We start from the raw sequence: 17274 nt of genomic DNA, 5'->3' as shown, positions 1-17274 counted from the left end.
TACAGCAGGTATGTTATCAGAGAATCAGTCTTTCTGATAGTTTTTCTTCTGTTCCTTCTTGGCCTCGCAGGTAAGCTCAATACCAAGCTTACGGAAGCTGATCACATCCACATCGGAAAGCATTACGGAAGTATGAGCCTGGCATCCACGGAGATTCGGGATCTGTTCCAGGGCAAGGCGTGCGGCATCGCTGGTTGTAGCACTCATGGAAAGGGCGATCAGGATCTCATCAATGTGAAGACGTGGATTTTTGCTTCCAAGATATTTGGTCTTCAGCTGCTGGATCGGATGGATGGCATCAGGGGAGATCACATGGAGATCGTGATCAACACCTGCCAGCTCTTTCAGGGCGTTGAGAAGAAGAGCAGCGGATGCGCCGAGAAGATCGGAGGTTTTTCCGCATACGATCTTTCCGTCGGGAAGTTCCAGAGCGGCAGCAGGGCCATTGGTTGCTTTTTCCTTTTCGAGGGCAGCCGGAACAACCTTACGGTCAGTGATCTCTGCATGAGCCTGCTGGAGAAGAAGCTCGATCTTACGTACCTCATTCTCTGTGCCGGAGCCGGAAACCAGAGCGTTCATGCTCTTATAATAACGACGGATGATCTCCTGGCGGGAAGCCTCCTGGCATACTTCATCGTCAACGATGCAGTTACCTGCCATGTTGACACCCATATCTGTCGGAGATTTATAAGGGCAGCTGCCCATGATCTTCTCAAACATGGCCTGTACAACAGGGAAAACTTCTACGTCACGGTTATAGTTGACGGTAGTTTTGCCGTAAGCCTCCAGATGGAACGGGTCGATCATGTTGACATCGTTCAGATCTGCAGTGGCAGCCTCGTAGGCAAGGTTTACCGGATGTTTCAGAGGAATGTTCCAGATCGGGAAGGTCTCGAATTTTGCATAGCCGGCTTTTACTCCACGTTTGTATTCGTGGTAAAGCTGGGAAAGGCAGGTTGCCATCTTTCCACTTCCTGGTCCCGGGGCTGTGATCACGACCAGAGGTCTGGTAGTTTCAATATAATCATTCTTTCCGTAACCCTCGTCACTTACAATGAAGGAAGTGTTGCTTGGATAGCCGGGGATCAGGTAAAGCTTGTAGACACGGATTCCCAGCTTCTCCAGACGTTTTTTGAAGAGATCGGCACTTTCCTGGCCGGAGTACTGTGTGATGCATACGCTTCCCACATACAGGCCACGGCTTGTAAACGCATCCATAAGGCGGAGAACGTCTTCGTCATAGGTGATCCCAAGATCGCCACGTACTTTATTCTTGTCAATGTCATTGGCGCTGATAACAATAACGATCTCCGCCTGATCAGAAATCTGCATCAGCATGCGGAGCTTGCTGTCCGGTTCAAAACCCGGAAGAACGCGGGATGCATGGTAGTCGTCAAACAGTTTGCCGCCGAATTCAAGATAAAGCTTGTTGCCGAACTGACCGATTCTTTCACGGATGTGTTCTGACTGCATTTTCAGATATTTGTCATTATCAAAACCTATTTTCATTTGTCTGATTTCCTCTCCTATTTAATTTTCCAATTCACTGGGAACAGTATACTACAACTTTACGTTCACTGGCAATATCCAGTGCGGTGTTTTTTTGATGGTATTTTTGTAATCTCGCAGTTGATTTATATGGTTTTTCTCTTTATAATAAAGAAATGACAAGAGGAGGAAAAAAATGAATAATCAATTGAATAATGATCAGGACGGGAAGCGACCTGACAATAAAGATCCCAGGCAGGGATCAGGTAAAAATCATCAGTCGATCCTGGCTTTTCTGATATGCCTCCTGGTCACACTGGTGTGCTTCGCGTTGTTTACCAATATGCTGAAGGATAACAGCAGTGAGATATCCTATGATAAATTTATCGATATGGTGGATAAGGACCAGGTTAAAGAAGTAACGATCCAGTCCAGTACATTGACGATCGTACCCAAGAAAAAGAATTCCAAGTACGAGGATATGAGCTATTACACCACGAAGACCGAAGACAGCACAGCACTTACCAAGAGACTGGAAGGAAAGGGAATCAAGTTTGAGACCGATCCGCCGGATGTTTTTGGTGAGTTTGTTGCGATGATCCTGAGCGTGGTTCTGCCGACACTGCTTCTATTCGGACTTCTGATGTTCTCCATGCGCCGCATGAACAAAGGCGGCGGGATCATGGGCATGGGCGTAGGCAAGAGCAAAGCCAAGGCCTATGTGCAGCAGGAAACGGGAGTTTCCTTTAAGGATGTGGCAGGTCAGGATGAAGCCAAGGAATCACTCCAGGAAGTTGTGGATTTTCTTCACAACCCCGGAAAATATACAGCCATCGGAGCCAAGCTGCCTAAGGGCGCACTTCTTGTAGGCCCTCCGGGAACCGGTAAGACATTACTTGCCAAGGCAGTTGCAGGTGAAGCGCAGGTGCCGTTCTTCTCTCTTTCCGGATCAGAATTTGTGGAGATGTTTGTGGGCGTGGGTGCCTCACGTGTCCGTGACCTTTTCGAGGAAGCCAAGAAGAATGCTCCGTGCATCGTATTTATCGATGAGATCGATGCCATTGGTAAAAGCCGTGATTCCCGCTATGGCGGCGGAAATGATGAGCGAGAGCAGACATTGAACCAGCTGCTTGCGGAGATGGATGGCTTTGATACATCCAAGGGACTTCTGATCCTTGCTGCGACCAACAGACCGGAGGTTCTTGATCCGGCTCTTCTCCGTCCGGGACGTTTTGACAGACGTGTGATCGTTGACAGACCGGATCTTAAAGGAAGGGTGGATATCCTGAAGGTACATGCCAAGAACGTGCTTCTGGATGACACCGTTGATTTTGAAGCTATTGCACTTGCAACTTCCGGTGCGGTAGGTTCTGATCTTGCCAATATGATCAATGAGGCTGCGATCCTTGCAGTCAAGAAGGGACGTAAAGCTGTATCACAGAAGGATCTGGAGGAATCCGTAGAGGTAGTTCTGGTGGGAAAAGAGAAGAAGGACCGTATCTTAAGCAAACAGGAACGTCGGATCGTATCCTACCATGAAGTCGGACACGCACTGGTAAATGCACTCCAGAAGGATGCGGAGCCTGTACAGAAGATCACCATCGTACCCCGTACCATGGGGGCCCTGGGTTACGTTATGCAGGTACCTGAGGAAGAAAAATATCTTAACACCAAGAAAGAGCTGGAAGCTATGCTGGTAGGCTATCTTGGTGGACGTGCTGCAGAGGAGATCGTTTTTGACACAGTTACTACAGGTGCTGCCAATGATATTGAGCAGGCTACCAAGGTGGCCAGAGCCATGATCACACAGTATGGTATGTCTGAGAAGTTCGGACTGATGGGACTTGCTACACAGGAGAACCAGTATCTCAGCGGAAGAGCAGTTTTGAACTGTGGTGATGATACCGCAACAGAGATCGATCATGAGGTGATGAAGCTTCTCCACCATTCCTATGAGGAAGCCAAGAGGATCCTTGGAAGTCACAGAACAGAGATGGATAAGATCGCGGAATATCTGATCCGCAAGGAAACCATTACAGGTAAAGAGTTCATGAAGATCTTCCGTGCAGTTCAGCAGGGCCTGGATATCCCGGAGAATCTGGATGATCTGGTACTTTCCGAGGATGAAAAAGAAGTATCCGATAAACGGGGCATTGAACTGATTGCAGAAAATAACGAGGCAGCAAAAAATACAGAATCGGTTCCGCGCAGAACTGAGATATCCGGGCAGGAACTGACAGAGAATATGCAGGCACCGGAGAAAACAGAAGAATCTGTTCAGAAAACAGATAGCGATCATGGAGAAACAGAAGAAAAGCCGGGATCACAGGCATAAAACAGATCATCATAAAACCGGGAGAAATCCCGGTTTTATTGTTACTGCAATGGTAAAACAGGAGAATAAATTATGTTCATAATCGAGGAAGAATTAAAGAAACTGCCGGCAAAACCGGGAGTTTACATCATGCATGGCGAGAAAGACGAGATCATCTATGTGGGAAAAGCCATCAGTCTGAAGAATCGTGTGCGCCAGTATTTCCAGAGCAGTCGTAATAAAGGTGCCAAGATTGAACGGATGGTTACACATATTACCAGATTTGAGTACATTATTACGGACTCTGAGCTGGAAGCCCTTGTGCTGGAGTGTAATCTTATCAAGGAGCATCGTCCAAAATATAATACCATGCTCAAAGATGACAAGAGCTATCCGTTTATTAAGGTGACAGTTCATGAGCCATACCCGAGAGTGCTTTTTGCCAGGAGAATGAAAAAGGACAAGGCAAGATATTTTGGTCCCTATACAAGCGGCGGAGCAGTAAAGGACGTGATCGAACTGGTGCGGAAACTGTATCAGGTACGCTCCTGCAACCGCAGTCTTCCGAGAGATACCGGAAAGGACCGGCCCTGTCTGTACTATCATATGAAACAGTGCAAGGCACCCTGCCAGGGGTATATCAGCCAGGAAGAATATCGAAAGAATATCAATAAGGTGATCAAATTTCTGAATGGAGATTTTCAGGACGCCATTAGTGAGCTGATGGAAAAAATGCAGAAAGCTTCGGAGGAAATGCGCTACGAAGATGCTATGGAATACCGGGATCTGATCAGCAGTATCCGGAAGATCGGGGAACGGCAGAAAATCACCGGCTACGGGCAGGAGGACAGGGACATCATTGCAGTAGCAATGGATGACAGTGAAGACCTCAGGGATCAGGATGCGGTTGTCCAGGTGTTTTTTATCCGGGATGGCAGGCTGATCGGCAGAGATCATTTTTATCTCCGTGTGGCAAAAGGCGATACAAAGGCGCAGGTCCTTTCAAGCTTTCTGAAACAGTTTTATGCGGGAACGCCATTTATCCCATCTGAGATCATGCTGCAGTGTGAGATCGAAGATGCAAATATCATAGAGGAGTGGCTGTCAGGAAGAAGAAAGCAGAAGGTACACATCCGGGTCCCGAAGAAGGGAACAAAGGAAAAGCTGGTAGAACTTGCCCTGGAAAATGCCCGTATGGTACTTGCCAAGGACAGAGAACGGATCAGGCGGGAGGAAGGACGAACCATCGGAGCTGTTCACGAGGTGGAAGAATGGCTGGGACTGAAAAATGTGGTGCGCATGGAAGCCTATGATATTTCAAATATCAGTGGCTTTGAGTCTGTGGGATCCATGGTAGTTTATGAAAAAGGTCGTCCCAAACGCAGTGATTACCGTAAGTTCAAGATCAAATGGGTACAGGGCCCCAACGATTATGCCAGCATGGAAGAAGTTCTGACCCGAAGGTTCACTCATGAGAGTAACGGCGAATTTGACAGCTTTGCAAGGCTTCCGGATCTGATCCTGATGGATGGTGGAAGAGGGCAGGTAAATATTGCTATGAAGGTGCTGAATGAGCTTGGGATAAGCATCCCGGTCTGCGGTATGGTCAAGGACGATCATCATCGGACGAGAGGCCTGTATTTCAACAATGTGGAGATCCCTATTGATACATCCGGCGAAGGCTTCCGCCTGATCACTAGGATCCAGGATGAAGCCCACCGGTTTGCCATTGAATACCATCGTTCCCTCAGGAGCAGGGAACAGGTCCATTCTATCCTGGATGATATCCCGGGGATCGGTGATACCAGAAGGAAAGCCCTTCTGCGTAAATTTAAATCTGTGGAAAATATCCGGGATGCATCGGAGGAAGAACTGGCACAGACAGAGAGCATGAATGCCAGAAGCGCCCGTCAGGTCTATGAATTTTTTCATAAATCCTGATGCTGCATTGCAGTTTCAGCAGTGATTGTGTATAATTGAAGATAAGGTGTCTCACGCCCCGGTAAAACGGCAGTGAGAATGCAAACTTTCAGCGAAAAGGAGACAAAAGTATGAAGGGTGTACAGTTGACAAAGATGGTACAGGAACTGGAGCTTAATAATCTGACTCCGGAGATCGACCTGTCAGGCATCGTGATCAAGACTGCGGAGATCAACAGACCTGCGCTTCAGCTTACCGGATATCTGGAGCATTTTGCCAATGAACGAGTTCAGATCATCGGATATGTAGAGTATACGTATCTGATGCAGCTTAATGAGGAGGAGAGACGTTTTAAATATGAACGTTTCATTTCCAGCAAGATCCCATGTGTCATTTTCAGTACCATGACTCGTCCGTCTCAGGATATGATCGATCTGGCTGTTAAATATAATGTTCCGACATTCGTGACAGAAAGAACAACTTCCAGCTTTATGGCAGAGATCATCCGCTGGCTGGGCGTGCAGCTTGCACCATGTATTTCGATTCATGGTGTGCTGGTTGATGTTTACGGCGAGGGAATCCTGATCACAGGTGAGAGCGGTATCGGTAAGAGTGAGGCAGCCCTGGAGCTGATCAAGAGAGGCCATCGTCTTGTCAGTGATGATGTTGTTGAGATCCGTAAGGTCAGTGACGTAACACTGGTGGGATCTGCACCGGATATCACACGTCACTTTATCGAACTTCGTGGTATCGGTATCATCGATGTAAAAACACTGTTCGGTGTTGAGAGCGTTAAGGATACCCAGTCTATCGATCTTGTGATCAAGCTTGAGGAGTGGGACAGAGACAAGGAATACGATCGTCTTGGACTGCATGAGGAGTATACAGAGTACCTTGGAAATAAGGTGGTATGCCATTCTCTTCCGATCCGTCCGGGCCGTAACCTGGCGATCATCGTTGAGGCAGCGGCTGTCAACCACAGACAGAAGAAGATGGGATACAATGCGGCAGAGGCTCTGTACAAGCGTGTACAGGCAAATCTTGCGAAAAAAAGAGAAAATCCGGATGACGAAGAATAAGAGAGGGTAAGAAATGAGAACATATTGTTTTGGAATCGATGTAGGTGGAACAACTGTAAAATGCGGACTTTTCCGCACGGATGGTACTCTTGTTGAGAAATGGGAGATTCCCACCCGTAAAGAAAATAATGGAGATCAGATCCTTCCTGATGTGGCAGCAGCAGTAAATGCCAAGATGGAAGAAAAGGGTATCTCCAAAGAGGATGTGGAAGGCGTCGGAATCGGTGTTCCGGGACCGGTAAACTCCAAAGGAGAAGTATCATGTGCAGTAAATCTCTACTGGGGATATAAGAATGTTGTTGGAGAGATGGAAGAACTTACAGGCCTTCATGCTGAAGCCGGAAATGACGCCAATGTAGCGGCATTGGGAGAGGCATGGAAGGGTGCTGCAGCAGGTTCCTCTGATGTGATCATGGTCACACTTGGAACAGGTGTAGGCGGTGGTATTATTATTGACGGAAAGATCGTGACCGGACATCATGGTGCCGGCGGCGAGATCGGACATGCCAATGTGGATCATCATGAAACAGAGGCCTGCAATTGCGGAAACAGGGGCTGTCTGGAACAGTATGCTTCTGCGACCGGAATTGTCCGCATGGCAAAAAAAGAGCTTGCAGCTTCCGGTGAGAACAGTGTTCTCAGAGATGCCGGAGAGATTTCCGCAAAAGCAGTTCTGGACGCATTTAAGGAGAATGATCCGGTAGCTGTAGCAACCATGGAAAAGGTCGGAGAGCAGCTGGGTGGTGCTCTTGCCATTATTTGCTGTGTGACAGATCCGGAGACCATTGTTGTCGGTGGAGGAGTTTCCAAGGCCGGACAGCCGCTTATTGACTGTATCCGGAAATATTACAGAGAGTATGCTTTTGAATCCTGCAAGGATACTCCTATCGTGATCGCGACACTTGGCAATGATGCAGGAATCTACGGTGCAGCCAGGATGGTACTTTAACCGAACCAGGGAAGTCACCTGCTTTAATTGCGAAAAGCAATAAGCAGGGGGTGGGACTTGCCTGTACTGATAAACTGCGAGACAGTAAGAAGTTATTAAAAGTAAAAAAAGTGGTTTCCATAATTTCAGGAAACCACTTTTTTATATGGTGTTTATGAAAGATACGTATGCTGGAGGTCATTCATAATATTCTACCGGATCTTCGCCGGTGTCATCGCTGCCATCATCGCCACCGGTGTTGTCGTCTGTTCCGGAATTGTCAGTATCATCACCGGTATTCTCGGAACCGTCATCGGAACCGTCATCGGAACCATCATCGGAATTGTCAGTACTGTCCGGAGCTGCGCTTGGAATCGCTTCAGCTGCTGCATCGGTATCGGCGTCCGTATCTTCGTTATAATAATAGTCCTCTTCATCGTAATCGCTGCTGCCGTAGAAATGCTGATCGCAGTATTCGGTGGGAAGACTGGAGATATCAAAATACTCTGTGATAGTCGGGCATCCGGATCTGGGAAGAAGACCGGTTTCTGCGCAGACACTGGCCTTTTCCACACTGGAAGGCATATCGAAATCTCTGTCCTCCAGGCCCTCGTGGATACGAGTCATAACCTTTTTCCAGAGGTTTTTGTGGAAGTTACGGGCATCTTCCGGAATTTTTTCGTTGTTGTCATAGCCGGACCATACTGCACAGGTGTAGTACGGTGTGTAGCCTACAAACCACAGGTCATTGTAGTCCTCTGTAGTACCTGTTTTTCCGGCTACAGTCATATTGTCCAGCTGGCAGGCGGTACCGGTACCTTTTTTTACAACGTCTTCCATGGCGCTTGTAAGAAGATAAGCAGTACTGTCTTTGATCACAGATCTGGAAACGGAGGAGTTCTCGATCAGAACATTTCCGTCATGATCAAGGATCTGTGTATAATAGATCGGTTTGATATAGTTTCCGCCATTGGCAATGGCTGCATATGCAGCACAAAGCTCCACGTTCTTGACACCTTTGGTGATACCGCCAAGAGCAGTAGCCAGGTTGGCGTCACTCCAGATATTTCCGTTGGCATCTTTATCTGCCTCAGTTCCGTGAGCCAGTGTGGTGAAACCGAAATCATCCAGATATTTAAGGCCGAGAGCCGGGGTAACCTGTTCCAGACATTTAACAGCTACAACATTGATGGAATTCTGGATCGCTTTACGGATGGTGGTCTCACCGCCATAGCTTCTTGAGGCATTGTTGACAGGAGATCCGTCTGGGTATTCGTAAGGCTCATCCATAAAGGTTGTAGCAAGTGTATCGCCTTTTTCGTTTAACGCCGGTGCATAGGTGGAAACAATCTTAAAGGTAGAACCAGGCTGTCTGGTCGTATCAGTGGCACGGTTCAGGGTCAGGCTGGCTGTTTTTTCGCCACGGCCTCCGATCAGGGCTTTTACGTAACCGCTATGCTGGTCAATGACAGTCATGGAAGACTGTGGCTGTGGCGCAAAGTTTACACGCTCAGATACTACGGTGCTTCCGTCTGCTAGGATGTTGGCCTTGTACTGATCCACATACTGCTGACCTTCCTCAGGAGAATCAAAGAGAAGATCAAATTCCGGATCCTGATCGCGGAAATACAGCTGCAGCATTTCTTTACTGTAGTTGGTCTGTTTTCCATCCGGACTTTGTACAGTCAGTGCATAATCCAGTTCATACTGAACATTGGCCGGATAGTTATCAGGGTTCGCATATTCCTCATCAAGGATCTGCTGCATGTTGGAATCCAGGGTTGTCATGATCTTCAGACCACCGCTGTAAAGAAGATTGGTAGCCTGTGTCTTGGTATATCCTTTAATGTTCATCAGGTCGCTGATGACCTGATTGGTAACCTCATCTTCGAAATACGTGTAAACAGTACTTTCTTCTTCGGTGTTCTCAAGCTGTGCGGCCTGGATACGGGAATAAACGTCATCATTCAGTGCTGCATTATATTCATCCTGTGAGATGTAATTCTGATCCAGCATGTGATCCAGGACTTCCTTACGTCTCTTGGAGTTCGCTTTTGGATTGGTGATCGGATTGAATTTGGTAGGGTTCTGCGTGATGCCGGCAAGTGTGGCACATTCAGAAAGATTCAGATCCCATACGTCTTTGTTAAAGTATTTTTTGGAAGCGGCCTGTACACCGTAGGAACCTGCACCCAGGTTAATGGTATTCAGGTAATTCTCAAGAATCACATTTTTGTCATATTTTTTTTCAATCTGGACAGCAAGGTACTGCTCCTGGAACTTACGTGTGAAACGTTCCAGCTGTGTGGATTCGTTGGTCCAGTCAGTGAAAACATTATTCTTCAGAAGCTGCTGTGTGATGGTACTGGCACCCTCGGAAAAGTTACCGGTGGTGACCGCCTTCATTGCGGCACGTGCGATACCGCGGACATCAATACCGTTATGTTCATAAAAACGCTCATCCTCAATGGCTACCACTGCATGCTGCAGACTGACCGGGATCTGGTCCAGGGAGACCGGAAGACGGTTGGATGTAGGGGCTGAAAGCTGTCGGATCTGTGTTCCCTGGTCATCATACAGGAAGGTTGCATATCCGAGAGGTGAAATATCCACATCGTTGACGTCAGGTGCTCCGGCGATCACGCCCCGGAAGGAGCCGATACCAAGGCAGACAACCATGACGCAGACTGCGATCAGAGCTGTAAATAAAACCCGGATAAACGAAACATGTGCTCTTTTTTCCAGCATGGAAGTACGGGAGATCAGAGCATTCCGCTTCTTGGAAGTGGATCTTTTTCCGTAGTTCATAATATTCCTCCTTTATAATCCGTTTTATTATAACAAATATGGAAAGCCAAATAAAGCCTTAAAAAAAATTTCACAATTCATGATATCTTATACATTGTGCAATGAAGATAATTATTATACAATGAAGAAAACTCTGCCTGAAACAGAGGGGTTGGATACAGATAACGGAGGCGTAAACCATGCTGGAACATTATAAAACCATATACGAAGGCGGCGAAGGCGAACTTGTGGAAAAAAAATCCCGTTTTATCGCAACCGTCCGTCCTGTGGAAACTGAAGAAGAGGCCCTTGCCTTTATTGAAGAAATGAAAAAAAAATACTGGGATGCACGTCATAACTGCTATGTATATTCCGTAGGGATGAACCGGGAAGCCACCCGATGCAGTGATGACGGAGAACCATCCGGAACAGCCGGAAGGCCTATGCTGGATGTGATGCTGGGAGCTGGGATCTATAATGCGGCCATTGTGGTGACCAGATATTTTGGAGGTGTCCTTCTTGGGACAGGAGGGCTTGTGCGGGCATATTCCGGTGCAGTCCAGGCAGGACTGGCGGCAAGTACCGTCATTGAAAAGCATCATGGGATATCCCTTCAGGTGACGACGGATTATACAGGAATCGGAAAGATCCAGTATATCGCAGGAGAAAGAAGTCTGCCGATCCTGGATTCCGAATATACCGATAAGGTTGTCCTGAAACTTTTGGTGCCGGATGACCAGATCGAAGAGGTAAAGAAGACGATCACAGAGGGAACAAACGGAAGAGCCGGACTTGAGAAGGATGCAGAGCTGTATTTTGCAAAAGTAAACGGAGAAGTGAAAACCTTCGAAAAGTAAAAGAAAAGAGAATGTCGGTATAAAAATACCCCGGGAAGAGGTCAGAGGATCTGCGTTACAGTCTGCTCTTCGCGGGGCTTTTTTTATTTCAGAAAATTATGCCTGTCAGCATTTCTCCGGTTCCGGATAATCCACACCAAAGGTATCAACAGTCACGGAGCTGATCTTCTGCTCGTCAAGAGGACGGTCACTGTAGTCCGTGTCTGTCTCTGCGATAGCATTTACAACATCCATACCCTCAATGATCTGACCGAATGCAGCATAGCTTCCGTCAAGATGCGGAGCAGCCTTGTGCATGATAAAGAACTGGCTTCCGGCAGAGTTCGGATTCATGGCTCTTGCCATGGAGAGAACACCTGGTGTATGCTTCAGGTCGTTTTTGAAACGGTTCTGAGAGAACTCACCCTTGATGCTGTATCCCGGGCCACCCATACCGGTTCCGTCCGGGCATCCACCCTGGATCATAAAGCCGTTGATGACACGGTGGAAGATCAGGCCATCATAAAAGCCTTTTTTAATAAGGCTGATGAAGTTATTTACTGTGTTTGGGGCAACTTCCGGATATAATTCCGCTTTCATTACATCGCCATTATCCATTGTGATGGTAACGATAGGATTTGCCATAGTTTTCGCACTCCTTTTCAAAAAGTATTGTATTTCGCTGTTCGCTCTATTATAATATGCAAAGAATAATTGTGCAAGAAAAAGGTGGAAAATATGGTCATAGAAACGCATGATCCTGAGGAAACATTCGAGGTCGGAAGAACGATCGGAATGAATGCGAAACCGGGACAAATCTACACACTGACAGGCGATCTCGGAGTTGGAAAAACCGTGTTTACACAGGGAGTGGCAGCAGGTCTTGGAATTACAGAACCTGTAAACAGCCCTACATTTACCATTATCCAGGAATATGAAGACGGACGTCTGCCATTTTATCATTTTGATGTATATCGTATCGGGGATCTGGAAGAAATGGAAGAGATCGGATACGATGATTATTTTTTCGGGCAGGGAATCTGTCTGATCGAATGGGCGGAGCTCATTGAGGAGATCCTGCCGGAAAAAAGGATCGAAGTTACCATTGAAAAAGATCTTGAGAAGGGTTTTGAATACAGAAAGATCACCATTGAGGAGAGAGGAGAAAAGACAGAATGAGAGTTTTGGCACTGGACAGTTCCGGAATCGTGGCATCTGTAGCCGTTGTGGAGGATGATACACTGGTAGCGGAATATACAGTTAATTATAAGAAAACACATTCCCAGACTCTTCTTCCCATGCTGGATGAGATCGTGAAGATGACAGAGCTGGATCTGAAGACTATTGACGCTATTGCGGTAGCCAAGGGACCGGGCTCTTTCACCGGACTCCGTATTGGCTCTGCCACAGCCAAGGGACTTGGACTTGCCCTTGACAAACCACTGGTCGGGATTCCGACAGTGGAGGCACTGGCCTATAATCTTTATGATGTAAACGGGCTGATCTGTCCGATCATGGATGCCAGAAGAAAGCAGGTTTATACGGGAATCTACCGTTACGAGGATCACAGGCTCATGACGGTAAAGGATCAGATGGCAGTGGGAATCGAGGAGCTTCTTTCCATGCTGAATGATATGGGAGAAGCCGTAACATTCCTCGGAGACGGAGTCCCGGTATTTAAAAATACCATCGCAGATAAGCTTACTGTACCGTTTTCTTTTGCACCGGCTCATCTTTCCAGACAGAGAGCAGGTGCTGTAGGTGCACTAGGTATCCTTTATTATAAAGAAGGCAGAACCGAGACAGCGGCTGAGCATAAACCGGATTATCTCCGCGTCTCACAGGCTGAGCGGGAGCGTGCCCAGAAATTGAAAAAAGGATCAGAAGGGGAAAACGCATGATCTTAAGAGAAATGCTTGTGGATGACCTGGATCAGGTTATGGAGATCGAAGAGGAGCTTTTTTCAGTCCCCTGGACAAAAGAGGGATTTCTGACATTTCTTATGAAAGAGAATGGGATGTTTCTTGTTGTGGAAGAAAAGGGCCGGATCCTGGGATATTGCGGTCTTCTTACGGTGCTGGATGAGGGGGATGTGACCAATGTGGCTGTCCGCAGAGACCGTCAGAGAGAGGGAATCGGAAATTTCCTTATGGAAAGCATGATCCGTCTGGCAGAAGAGCGTGGGATCACCATGATCCATCTGGAGGTCCGGGCAGGAAATGAGACTGCGATCCGGCTTTATGAACGTCAGGGATTTGTGCGGGATGGCCTGCGAAAGGGATACTATACAGATCCCACAGAGGATGCTGTTCTTATGACACGCACTGCAGTTTCTGAATAGGCTTACCCGGGAGAGGTACTTGTCTGTACGGGATAAGTATGCTAAACTTTGCCACAGAACAGGAAAAGAGGAAAAATATGTTAGATGTTTGTTTACTTGGCTGCGGAGGAATGATGCCGCTGCCACGCAGATGGCTTACTGCACTGATGACCCGTTATAACGGCAGCAGTCTGATGATCGATTGCGGGGAAGGCACCCAGGTGGCCATTAAAGAAAAGGGCTGGAGCTTCAAGCCTATTGATGTGATCTGTTTTACCCATTATCATGGGGATCATATCAGCGGACTTCCGGGACTCCTTCTGACTATGGGAAATGCAGACCGCACAGAACCGCTGACTCTGGTAGGCCCAAGAGGACTGGAACGTGTGGTAAGCGCACTTCGTGTGATCGCACCGGAGCTGCCCTTTGAAATTAAATTTATCGAGATCACGAAACCGGAGGAAGTTCTGGAACTGAATGGTTACCGGATCACTGCATTTCGGGTGAACCATAATGTTACATGCTATGGATATACCCTTGAGATCCTGCGTCAGGGAAAATTTTCTCCTGACAGTGCCAGAGAGCATGAGATCCCGTTGAAATTCTGGAATCCGCTGCAGAAGGGACAGACCGTTGAGGATGAAGGAAGGATCTACACACCGGATATGGTGCTTGGTCCGCCGAGAAAAGGGATCAAGCTTACCTATACCACAGATACCAGACCGACAGAGTCTATTTTACGTAATGCAAAAGACTCCGATCTTTTTATCTGTGAGGGAATGTACGGTGAAGATGACAAGATCGAAAAGGCAAAAGGCTACAAACACATGACGTTTCGTGAAGCGGCTACTCTTGCCCGTGATGCGGAAGTGGGGGAAATGTGGCTGACCCATTACAGCCCTTCTCTGGTACGTCCGGATGATTACATGGATACAGTACGTGAGATCTTTCCGAAGGCATGGCCGGGAAAAGACGGGAAGAGTGTGGAACTGAATTTTGAAGAGGACTGAAAAAAATGAAAGATACATTAATTCTTGGTATTGAGAGCTCCTGTGATGAAACGGCAGCCTCCGTTGTAAAAAACGGAAGGACTGTCTTATCAAATGTGATTTCTTCACAGATCGAGATCCATAAACTGTATGGAGGTGTTGTACCGGAGATCGCCTCCAGAAATCATATAGAAAGGATCAATCAGGTCATCCAGGAAGCACTGGACGAGGCAAACGTCACTCTGGATGATATTGATGCTATCGGTGTAACCTATGGACCGGGGCTTGTCGGTGCACTTCTTGTAGGTGTGGCAGAAGCCAAGGCCATTGCCTATGCAAGAAACTTGCCGCTGGTAGGCGTGCATCATATAGAAGGACATGTTTCTGCCAACTATATTGAGCATCCGGATCTGGAACCGCCGTTTCTCTGTGCCATTGTATCCGGTGGACACACCCATCTTGTTATTGTGAAGGATTACGGTCAGTTTGAGATCCTGGGCCGAACCAGAGACGATGCGGCAGGAGAGGCATTTGATAAGGTTGCACGTGCCATTGGGCTCGGATATCCAGGAGGTCCGAAGATCGACAGGCTGGCAAAGGAAGGAAATCCGGATGCTATTGAGTTTCCACGTGCAAAAATCGGTGAAAATCCATATGATTTCAGCTTCAGCGGCGTGAAGTCCGCAGTTCTTAATTATTTAAACGGGGCAAAAATGAAAGGTGAGGAAGTAAACCGTGCAGATATCGCGGCATCCTTCCAGAAGGCGGTTGTTGATGTACTGGTAGAGCATACCATGCAGGCAGCAGCTGATTTTGGCATGAAAAAGGTTGCTATTGCAGGAGGTGTTGCTTCCAACGGAGCACTTCGCACTGCTATGGAAAAAGCGTGTACAGAACATGGATACAAATTTTACCGTCCGTCACCGATCTTCTGTACGGATAACGCAGCGATGATCGGAGTGGCAGCTTACTATGAATATATCAGGGGAACACGCCACAGCTGGGATCTGAATGCGGTTCCGAACCTGAAGCTTGGCGAAAGATAAAAGAATCCGGGGTAATTGATCATGGGAGAGTGCAGAAATACAGCTATTGTTCTGGCAGCAGGTCAGGGAAAGAGAATGCACAGTAAAATACAGAAGCAGTTTATAGAGCTTGACGGGATGCCGGTGCTCTGTTATTCTCTGCGCTGTTTCCAGGAAAGTCCGTTGATCAGGGATGTGATCCTGGTAACAGGGGAAGAGTATGTTTCCTGGTGCAGAGAAGAAATCGTGAAAAAATATGGTTTTACAAAGGTTTCTGCTGTAGTATCCGGCGGAAAAGAACGGTACGATTCCGTTTATGAAGGACTTTGTGCGTGTAAAGACACAGAGTATGTACTGATCCATGACGGTGCCAGACCGTTTATTGATCATGGGATCATTGAAAGAGGACTTATGGCAGCGGCACAGACAGGTGCCAGTGTTACAGGCATGCCTTCCAAGGATACAGTTAAGATCGCAGATGAGGATGGGAATGTCAGTGAAACTCCGGATCGCAGCAGTGTATGGATCGTCCAGACTCCGCAGATCTTTCAGTACTCGCTGATCTATGGCGCATATACCAGTATTCGGCAGAAGGAAATGACCGGAATCACAGATGATGCCATGGTAGCAGAACATGAGACCGGGGTGAAGATCCGCTTTTCAGAAGGTTCTTATCGCAATATCAAGATCACAACACCGGAAGATCTGGTGGTTGCGGAGGCATTTTTGAAGGAAAACAGAGAGTAGAACCGGGTGAAAATCCCAGTAAATATGGACATATAGCAGAAATTGAAGCTATATGTCCAATTTTTTGAAAAAAATATCAAATTTGTTATTGACAGGGGGGGATATTTGATGATAGAATACAACATGCGCTGACAAAACAGCACAAAAAATGTTGAAAAACATTATATGGAGAGATATCGAAGTGGTCATAACGAGGCGGTCTTGAAAACCGTTTGTCCGCAAGGGCGCGTGGGTTCGAATCCCACTCTCTCCGCTTGTCAAATACAAAATAAAAACTTTTTAAAAAAGTTAAAAAAGTACTTGACAATATAAAACATACGAGATATAATATCACCTGTCGCTGAGAATGACAGAGATGAATATCAGAACTACTTAGTAAGTAGGGCAATTTGGAGAAGTACCCAAGCTGGCCGAAGGGGCTCCCCTGGAAAGGGAGTAGGTCGTTAACGCGGCGCGAGGGTTCAAATCCCTCCTTCTCCGTTTTAATTTTTCTGGAGACTGAATACTTCAAAAAAATTAAAAAAGTTCTTGACAAACAGTTAAGAATGAGATAAAATAAGCGAGCTGCCTGAGAGGCAGACACAACAAACCTTGATAACTAAACAGTGAAACACATACGATTCTCGAAAATTTCTTTACATTTTTAAGAACGGTTCTAACGAACCAAAATCAGTAAAAACGAGAGATAGCCAAACGGTTGTCTTGGGTAAATGAATCAAACGTTTTATCAGAGAGTTTGATCCTGGCTCAGGATGAACGCTGGCGGCGTGCTTAACACATGCAAGTCGAACGGGAATTACTTTATTGAAACTTCGGTCGATTTAATTTAATTCTAGTGGCG

The 17274-nt window shown here is 47.0% G+C and carries 14 protein-coding genes, 2 tRNA genes and 1 rRNA gene; 14 read left to right on the top strand and 3 right to left on the bottom strand.

The features are described from left to right. Positions 1 to 24: 24 nt before the first annotated feature. Entirely contained in the window at positions 25 to 1509 is a 1485-nt protein-coding gene (locus MUB50_RS00085) for a DUF1846 domain-containing protein (protein WP_244791342.1), read from the bottom strand. 175 nt (positions 1510 to 1684) lie between these two features. Between MUB50_RS00085 and ftsH the strand changes: the two genes are divergently transcribed. From ftsH to MUB50_RS00065, 4 genes are all read left to right on the top strand, one after another. Next, a complete protein-coding gene (ftsH, locus tag MUB50_RS00080; protein ID WP_244791339.1) occupies positions 1685 to 3823 on the top strand; it encodes an ATP-dependent zinc metalloprotease FtsH in 2139 nt (712 codons plus the stop codon). A gap of 72 nt (positions 3824 to 3895) precedes the next feature. Next, the gene (uvrC, locus tag MUB50_RS00075; RefSeq protein ID WP_118513146.1) at positions 3896 to 5743 is read left to right on the top strand and encodes an excinuclease ABC subunit UvrC; all 1848 of its coding nucleotides are present in this window, start codon (positions 3896 to 3898) and stop codon (positions 5741 to 5743) included. A 110-nt stretch (positions 5744 to 5853) separates the two neighbouring features. Then, positions 5854 to 6801, top strand: a complete 948-nt coding sequence (gene hprK, locus MUB50_RS00070) for an HPr(Ser) kinase/phosphatase (protein WP_021651515.1) — start codon at positions 5854 to 5856, stop codon at positions 6799 to 6801. Positions 6802 to 6814: 13 nt separating this feature from the next. Beyond that, positions 6815 to 7750 carry an ROK family glucokinase gene (locus MUB50_RS00065; protein WP_118623608.1) on the top strand — a complete coding sequence of 312 codons (936 nt, stop codon included), beginning with the start codon at positions 6815 to 6817 and terminating at the stop codon, positions 7748 to 7750. A gap of 177 nt (positions 7751 to 7927) precedes the next feature. Here MUB50_RS00065 and MUB50_RS00060 read toward each other — a convergent pair whose 3' ends face one another. Beyond that, positions 7928 to 10537: a transglycosylase domain-containing protein gene (locus MUB50_RS00060; RefSeq protein ID WP_118623610.1), complete on the bottom strand. Its 2610-nt coding sequence runs from the start codon at positions 10535 to 10537 to the stop codon at positions 7928 to 7930. A 179-nt stretch (positions 10538 to 10716) separates the two neighbouring features. Here MUB50_RS00060 and MUB50_RS00055 point away from each other — a divergent pair, with 179 nt between their 5' ends. Continuing rightward, positions 10717 to 11373 carry a YigZ family protein gene (locus MUB50_RS00055; RefSeq protein ID WP_118513143.1) on the top strand — a complete coding sequence of 219 codons (657 nt, stop codon included), beginning with the start codon at positions 10717 to 10719 and terminating at the stop codon, positions 11371 to 11373. Positions 11374 to 11478: 105 nt separating this feature from the next. On the opposite strand, the gene MUB50_RS00050 is transcribed toward MUB50_RS00055, so the two are convergent. Further along, positions 11479 to 11997: a peptidylprolyl isomerase gene (locus MUB50_RS00050; protein WP_118623612.1), complete on the bottom strand. Its 519-nt coding sequence runs from the start codon at positions 11995 to 11997 to the stop codon at positions 11479 to 11481. 93 nt (positions 11998 to 12090) lie between these two features. Here MUB50_RS00050 and tsaE point away from each other — a divergent pair, with 93 nt between their 5' ends. From tsaE to MUB50_RS00005, 9 genes are all read left to right on the top strand, one after another. Continuing rightward, entirely contained in the window at positions 12091 to 12531 is a 441-nt protein-coding gene (gene tsaE / locus MUB50_RS00045; protein ID WP_015525922.1) for a tRNA (adenosine(37)-N6)-threonylcarbamoyltransferase complex ATPase subunit type 1 TsaE, read from the top strand. Next, a complete protein-coding gene (tsaB, locus tag MUB50_RS00040; protein WP_118623614.1) occupies positions 12528 to 13253 on the top strand; it encodes a tRNA (adenosine(37)-N6)-threonylcarbamoyltransferase complex dimerization subunit type 1 TsaB in 726 nt (241 codons plus the stop codon). Before tsaE ends, tsaB begins: the two co-directional genes overlap by 4 nt. Further along, a complete protein-coding gene (gene rimI, locus MUB50_RS00035; RefSeq protein WP_015525920.1) occupies positions 13250 to 13693 on the top strand; it encodes a ribosomal protein S18-alanine N-acetyltransferase in 444 nt (147 codons plus the stop codon). The genes tsaB and rimI overlap by 4 nt, the downstream gene beginning before the upstream one ends. 77 nt (positions 13694 to 13770) lie before the next feature. Then, positions 13771 to 14682 carry a ribonuclease Z gene (locus MUB50_RS00030; RefSeq protein WP_118513248.1) on the top strand — a complete coding sequence of 304 codons (912 nt, stop codon included), beginning with the start codon at positions 13771 to 13773 and terminating at the stop codon, positions 14680 to 14682. Positions 14683 to 14687: 5 nt separating this feature from the next. Beyond that, positions 14688 to 15707, top strand: a complete 1020-nt coding sequence (gene tsaD / locus MUB50_RS00025; protein ID WP_244791337.1) for a tRNA (adenosine(37)-N6)-threonylcarbamoyltransferase complex transferase subunit TsaD — start codon at positions 14688 to 14690, stop codon at positions 15705 to 15707. 21 nt (positions 15708 to 15728) lie between these two features. Then, entirely contained in the window at positions 15729 to 16433 is a 705-nt protein-coding gene (gene ispD / locus MUB50_RS00020) for a 2-C-methyl-D-erythritol 4-phosphate cytidylyltransferase (protein ID WP_244791335.1), read from the top strand. Between the two features lie 167 nt (positions 16434 to 16600). Beyond that, a tRNA-Ser gene (locus MUB50_RS00015) sits at positions 16601 to 16686 on the top strand. Positions 16687 to 16824: 138 nt separating this feature from the next. Further along, positions 16825 to 16913 (top strand) — tRNA-Ser (locus tag MUB50_RS00010). Between the two features lie 244 nt (positions 16914 to 17157). Then, positions 17158 to 17274: ribosomal RNA gene (locus MUB50_RS00005) — 16S ribosomal RNA — on the top strand; the annotation flags it as partial.

The sequence above is a fragment of the Blautia sp. NSJ-140 genome, from assembly GCF_022868965.1.
Classification (GTDB): Bacteria; Bacillota; Clostridia; order Lachnospirales; family Lachnospiraceae; genus Blautia_A.
The sequence above is the reverse complement of the archived record's forward strand: the minus strand, read 5'-3'. Positions and strand labels throughout refer to the sequence as shown.

Bases quoted from the DNA above. Each gene is read 5' to 3' on its own strand.
- MUB50_RS00085 (WP_244791342.1), bottom strand. From the start codon at position 1,509: ATGAAAATAGGTTTTGATAATGACAAATATCTGAAAATGCAGTCAGAA.
- ftsH (WP_244791339.1), top strand. From the start codon at position 1,685: ATGAATAATCAATTGAATAATGATCAGGACGGGAAGCGACCTGACAAT.
- uvrC (WP_118513146.1), top strand. From the start codon at position 3,896: ATGTTCATAATCGAGGAAGAATTAAAGAAACTGCCGGCAAAACCGGGA.
- hprK (WP_021651515.1), top strand. From the start codon at position 5,854: ATGAAGGGTGTACAGTTGACAAAGATGGTACAGGAACTGGAGCTTAAT.
- MUB50_RS00065 (WP_118623608.1), top strand. From the start codon at position 6,815: ATGAGAACATATTGTTTTGGAATCGATGTAGGTGGAACAACTGTAAAA.
- MUB50_RS00060 (WP_118623610.1), bottom strand. From the start codon at position 10,537: ATGAACTACGGAAAAAGATCCACTTCCAAGAAGCGGAATGCTCTGATC.
- MUB50_RS00055 (WP_118513143.1), top strand. From the start codon at position 10,717: ATGCTGGAACATTATAAAACCATATACGAAGGCGGCGAAGGCGAACTT.
- MUB50_RS00050 (WP_118623612.1), bottom strand. From the start codon at position 11,997: ATGGCAAATCCTATCGTTACCATCACAATGGATAATGGCGATGTAATG.
- tsaE (WP_015525922.1), top strand. From the start codon at position 12,091: ATGGTCATAGAAACGCATGATCCTGAGGAAACATTCGAGGTCGGAAGA.
- tsaB (WP_118623614.1), top strand. From the start codon at position 12,528: ATGAGAGTTTTGGCACTGGACAGTTCCGGAATCGTGGCATCTGTAGCC.
- rimI (WP_015525920.1), top strand. From the start codon at position 13,250: ATGATCTTAAGAGAAATGCTTGTGGATGACCTGGATCAGGTTATGGAG.
- MUB50_RS00030 (WP_118513248.1), top strand. From the start codon at position 13,771: ATGTTAGATGTTTGTTTACTTGGCTGCGGAGGAATGATGCCGCTGCCA.
- tsaD (WP_244791337.1), top strand. From the start codon at position 14,688: ATGAAAGATACATTAATTCTTGGTATTGAGAGCTCCTGTGATGAAACG.
- ispD (WP_244791335.1), top strand. From the start codon at position 15,729: ATGGGAGAGTGCAGAAATACAGCTATTGTTCTGGCAGCAGGTCAGGGA.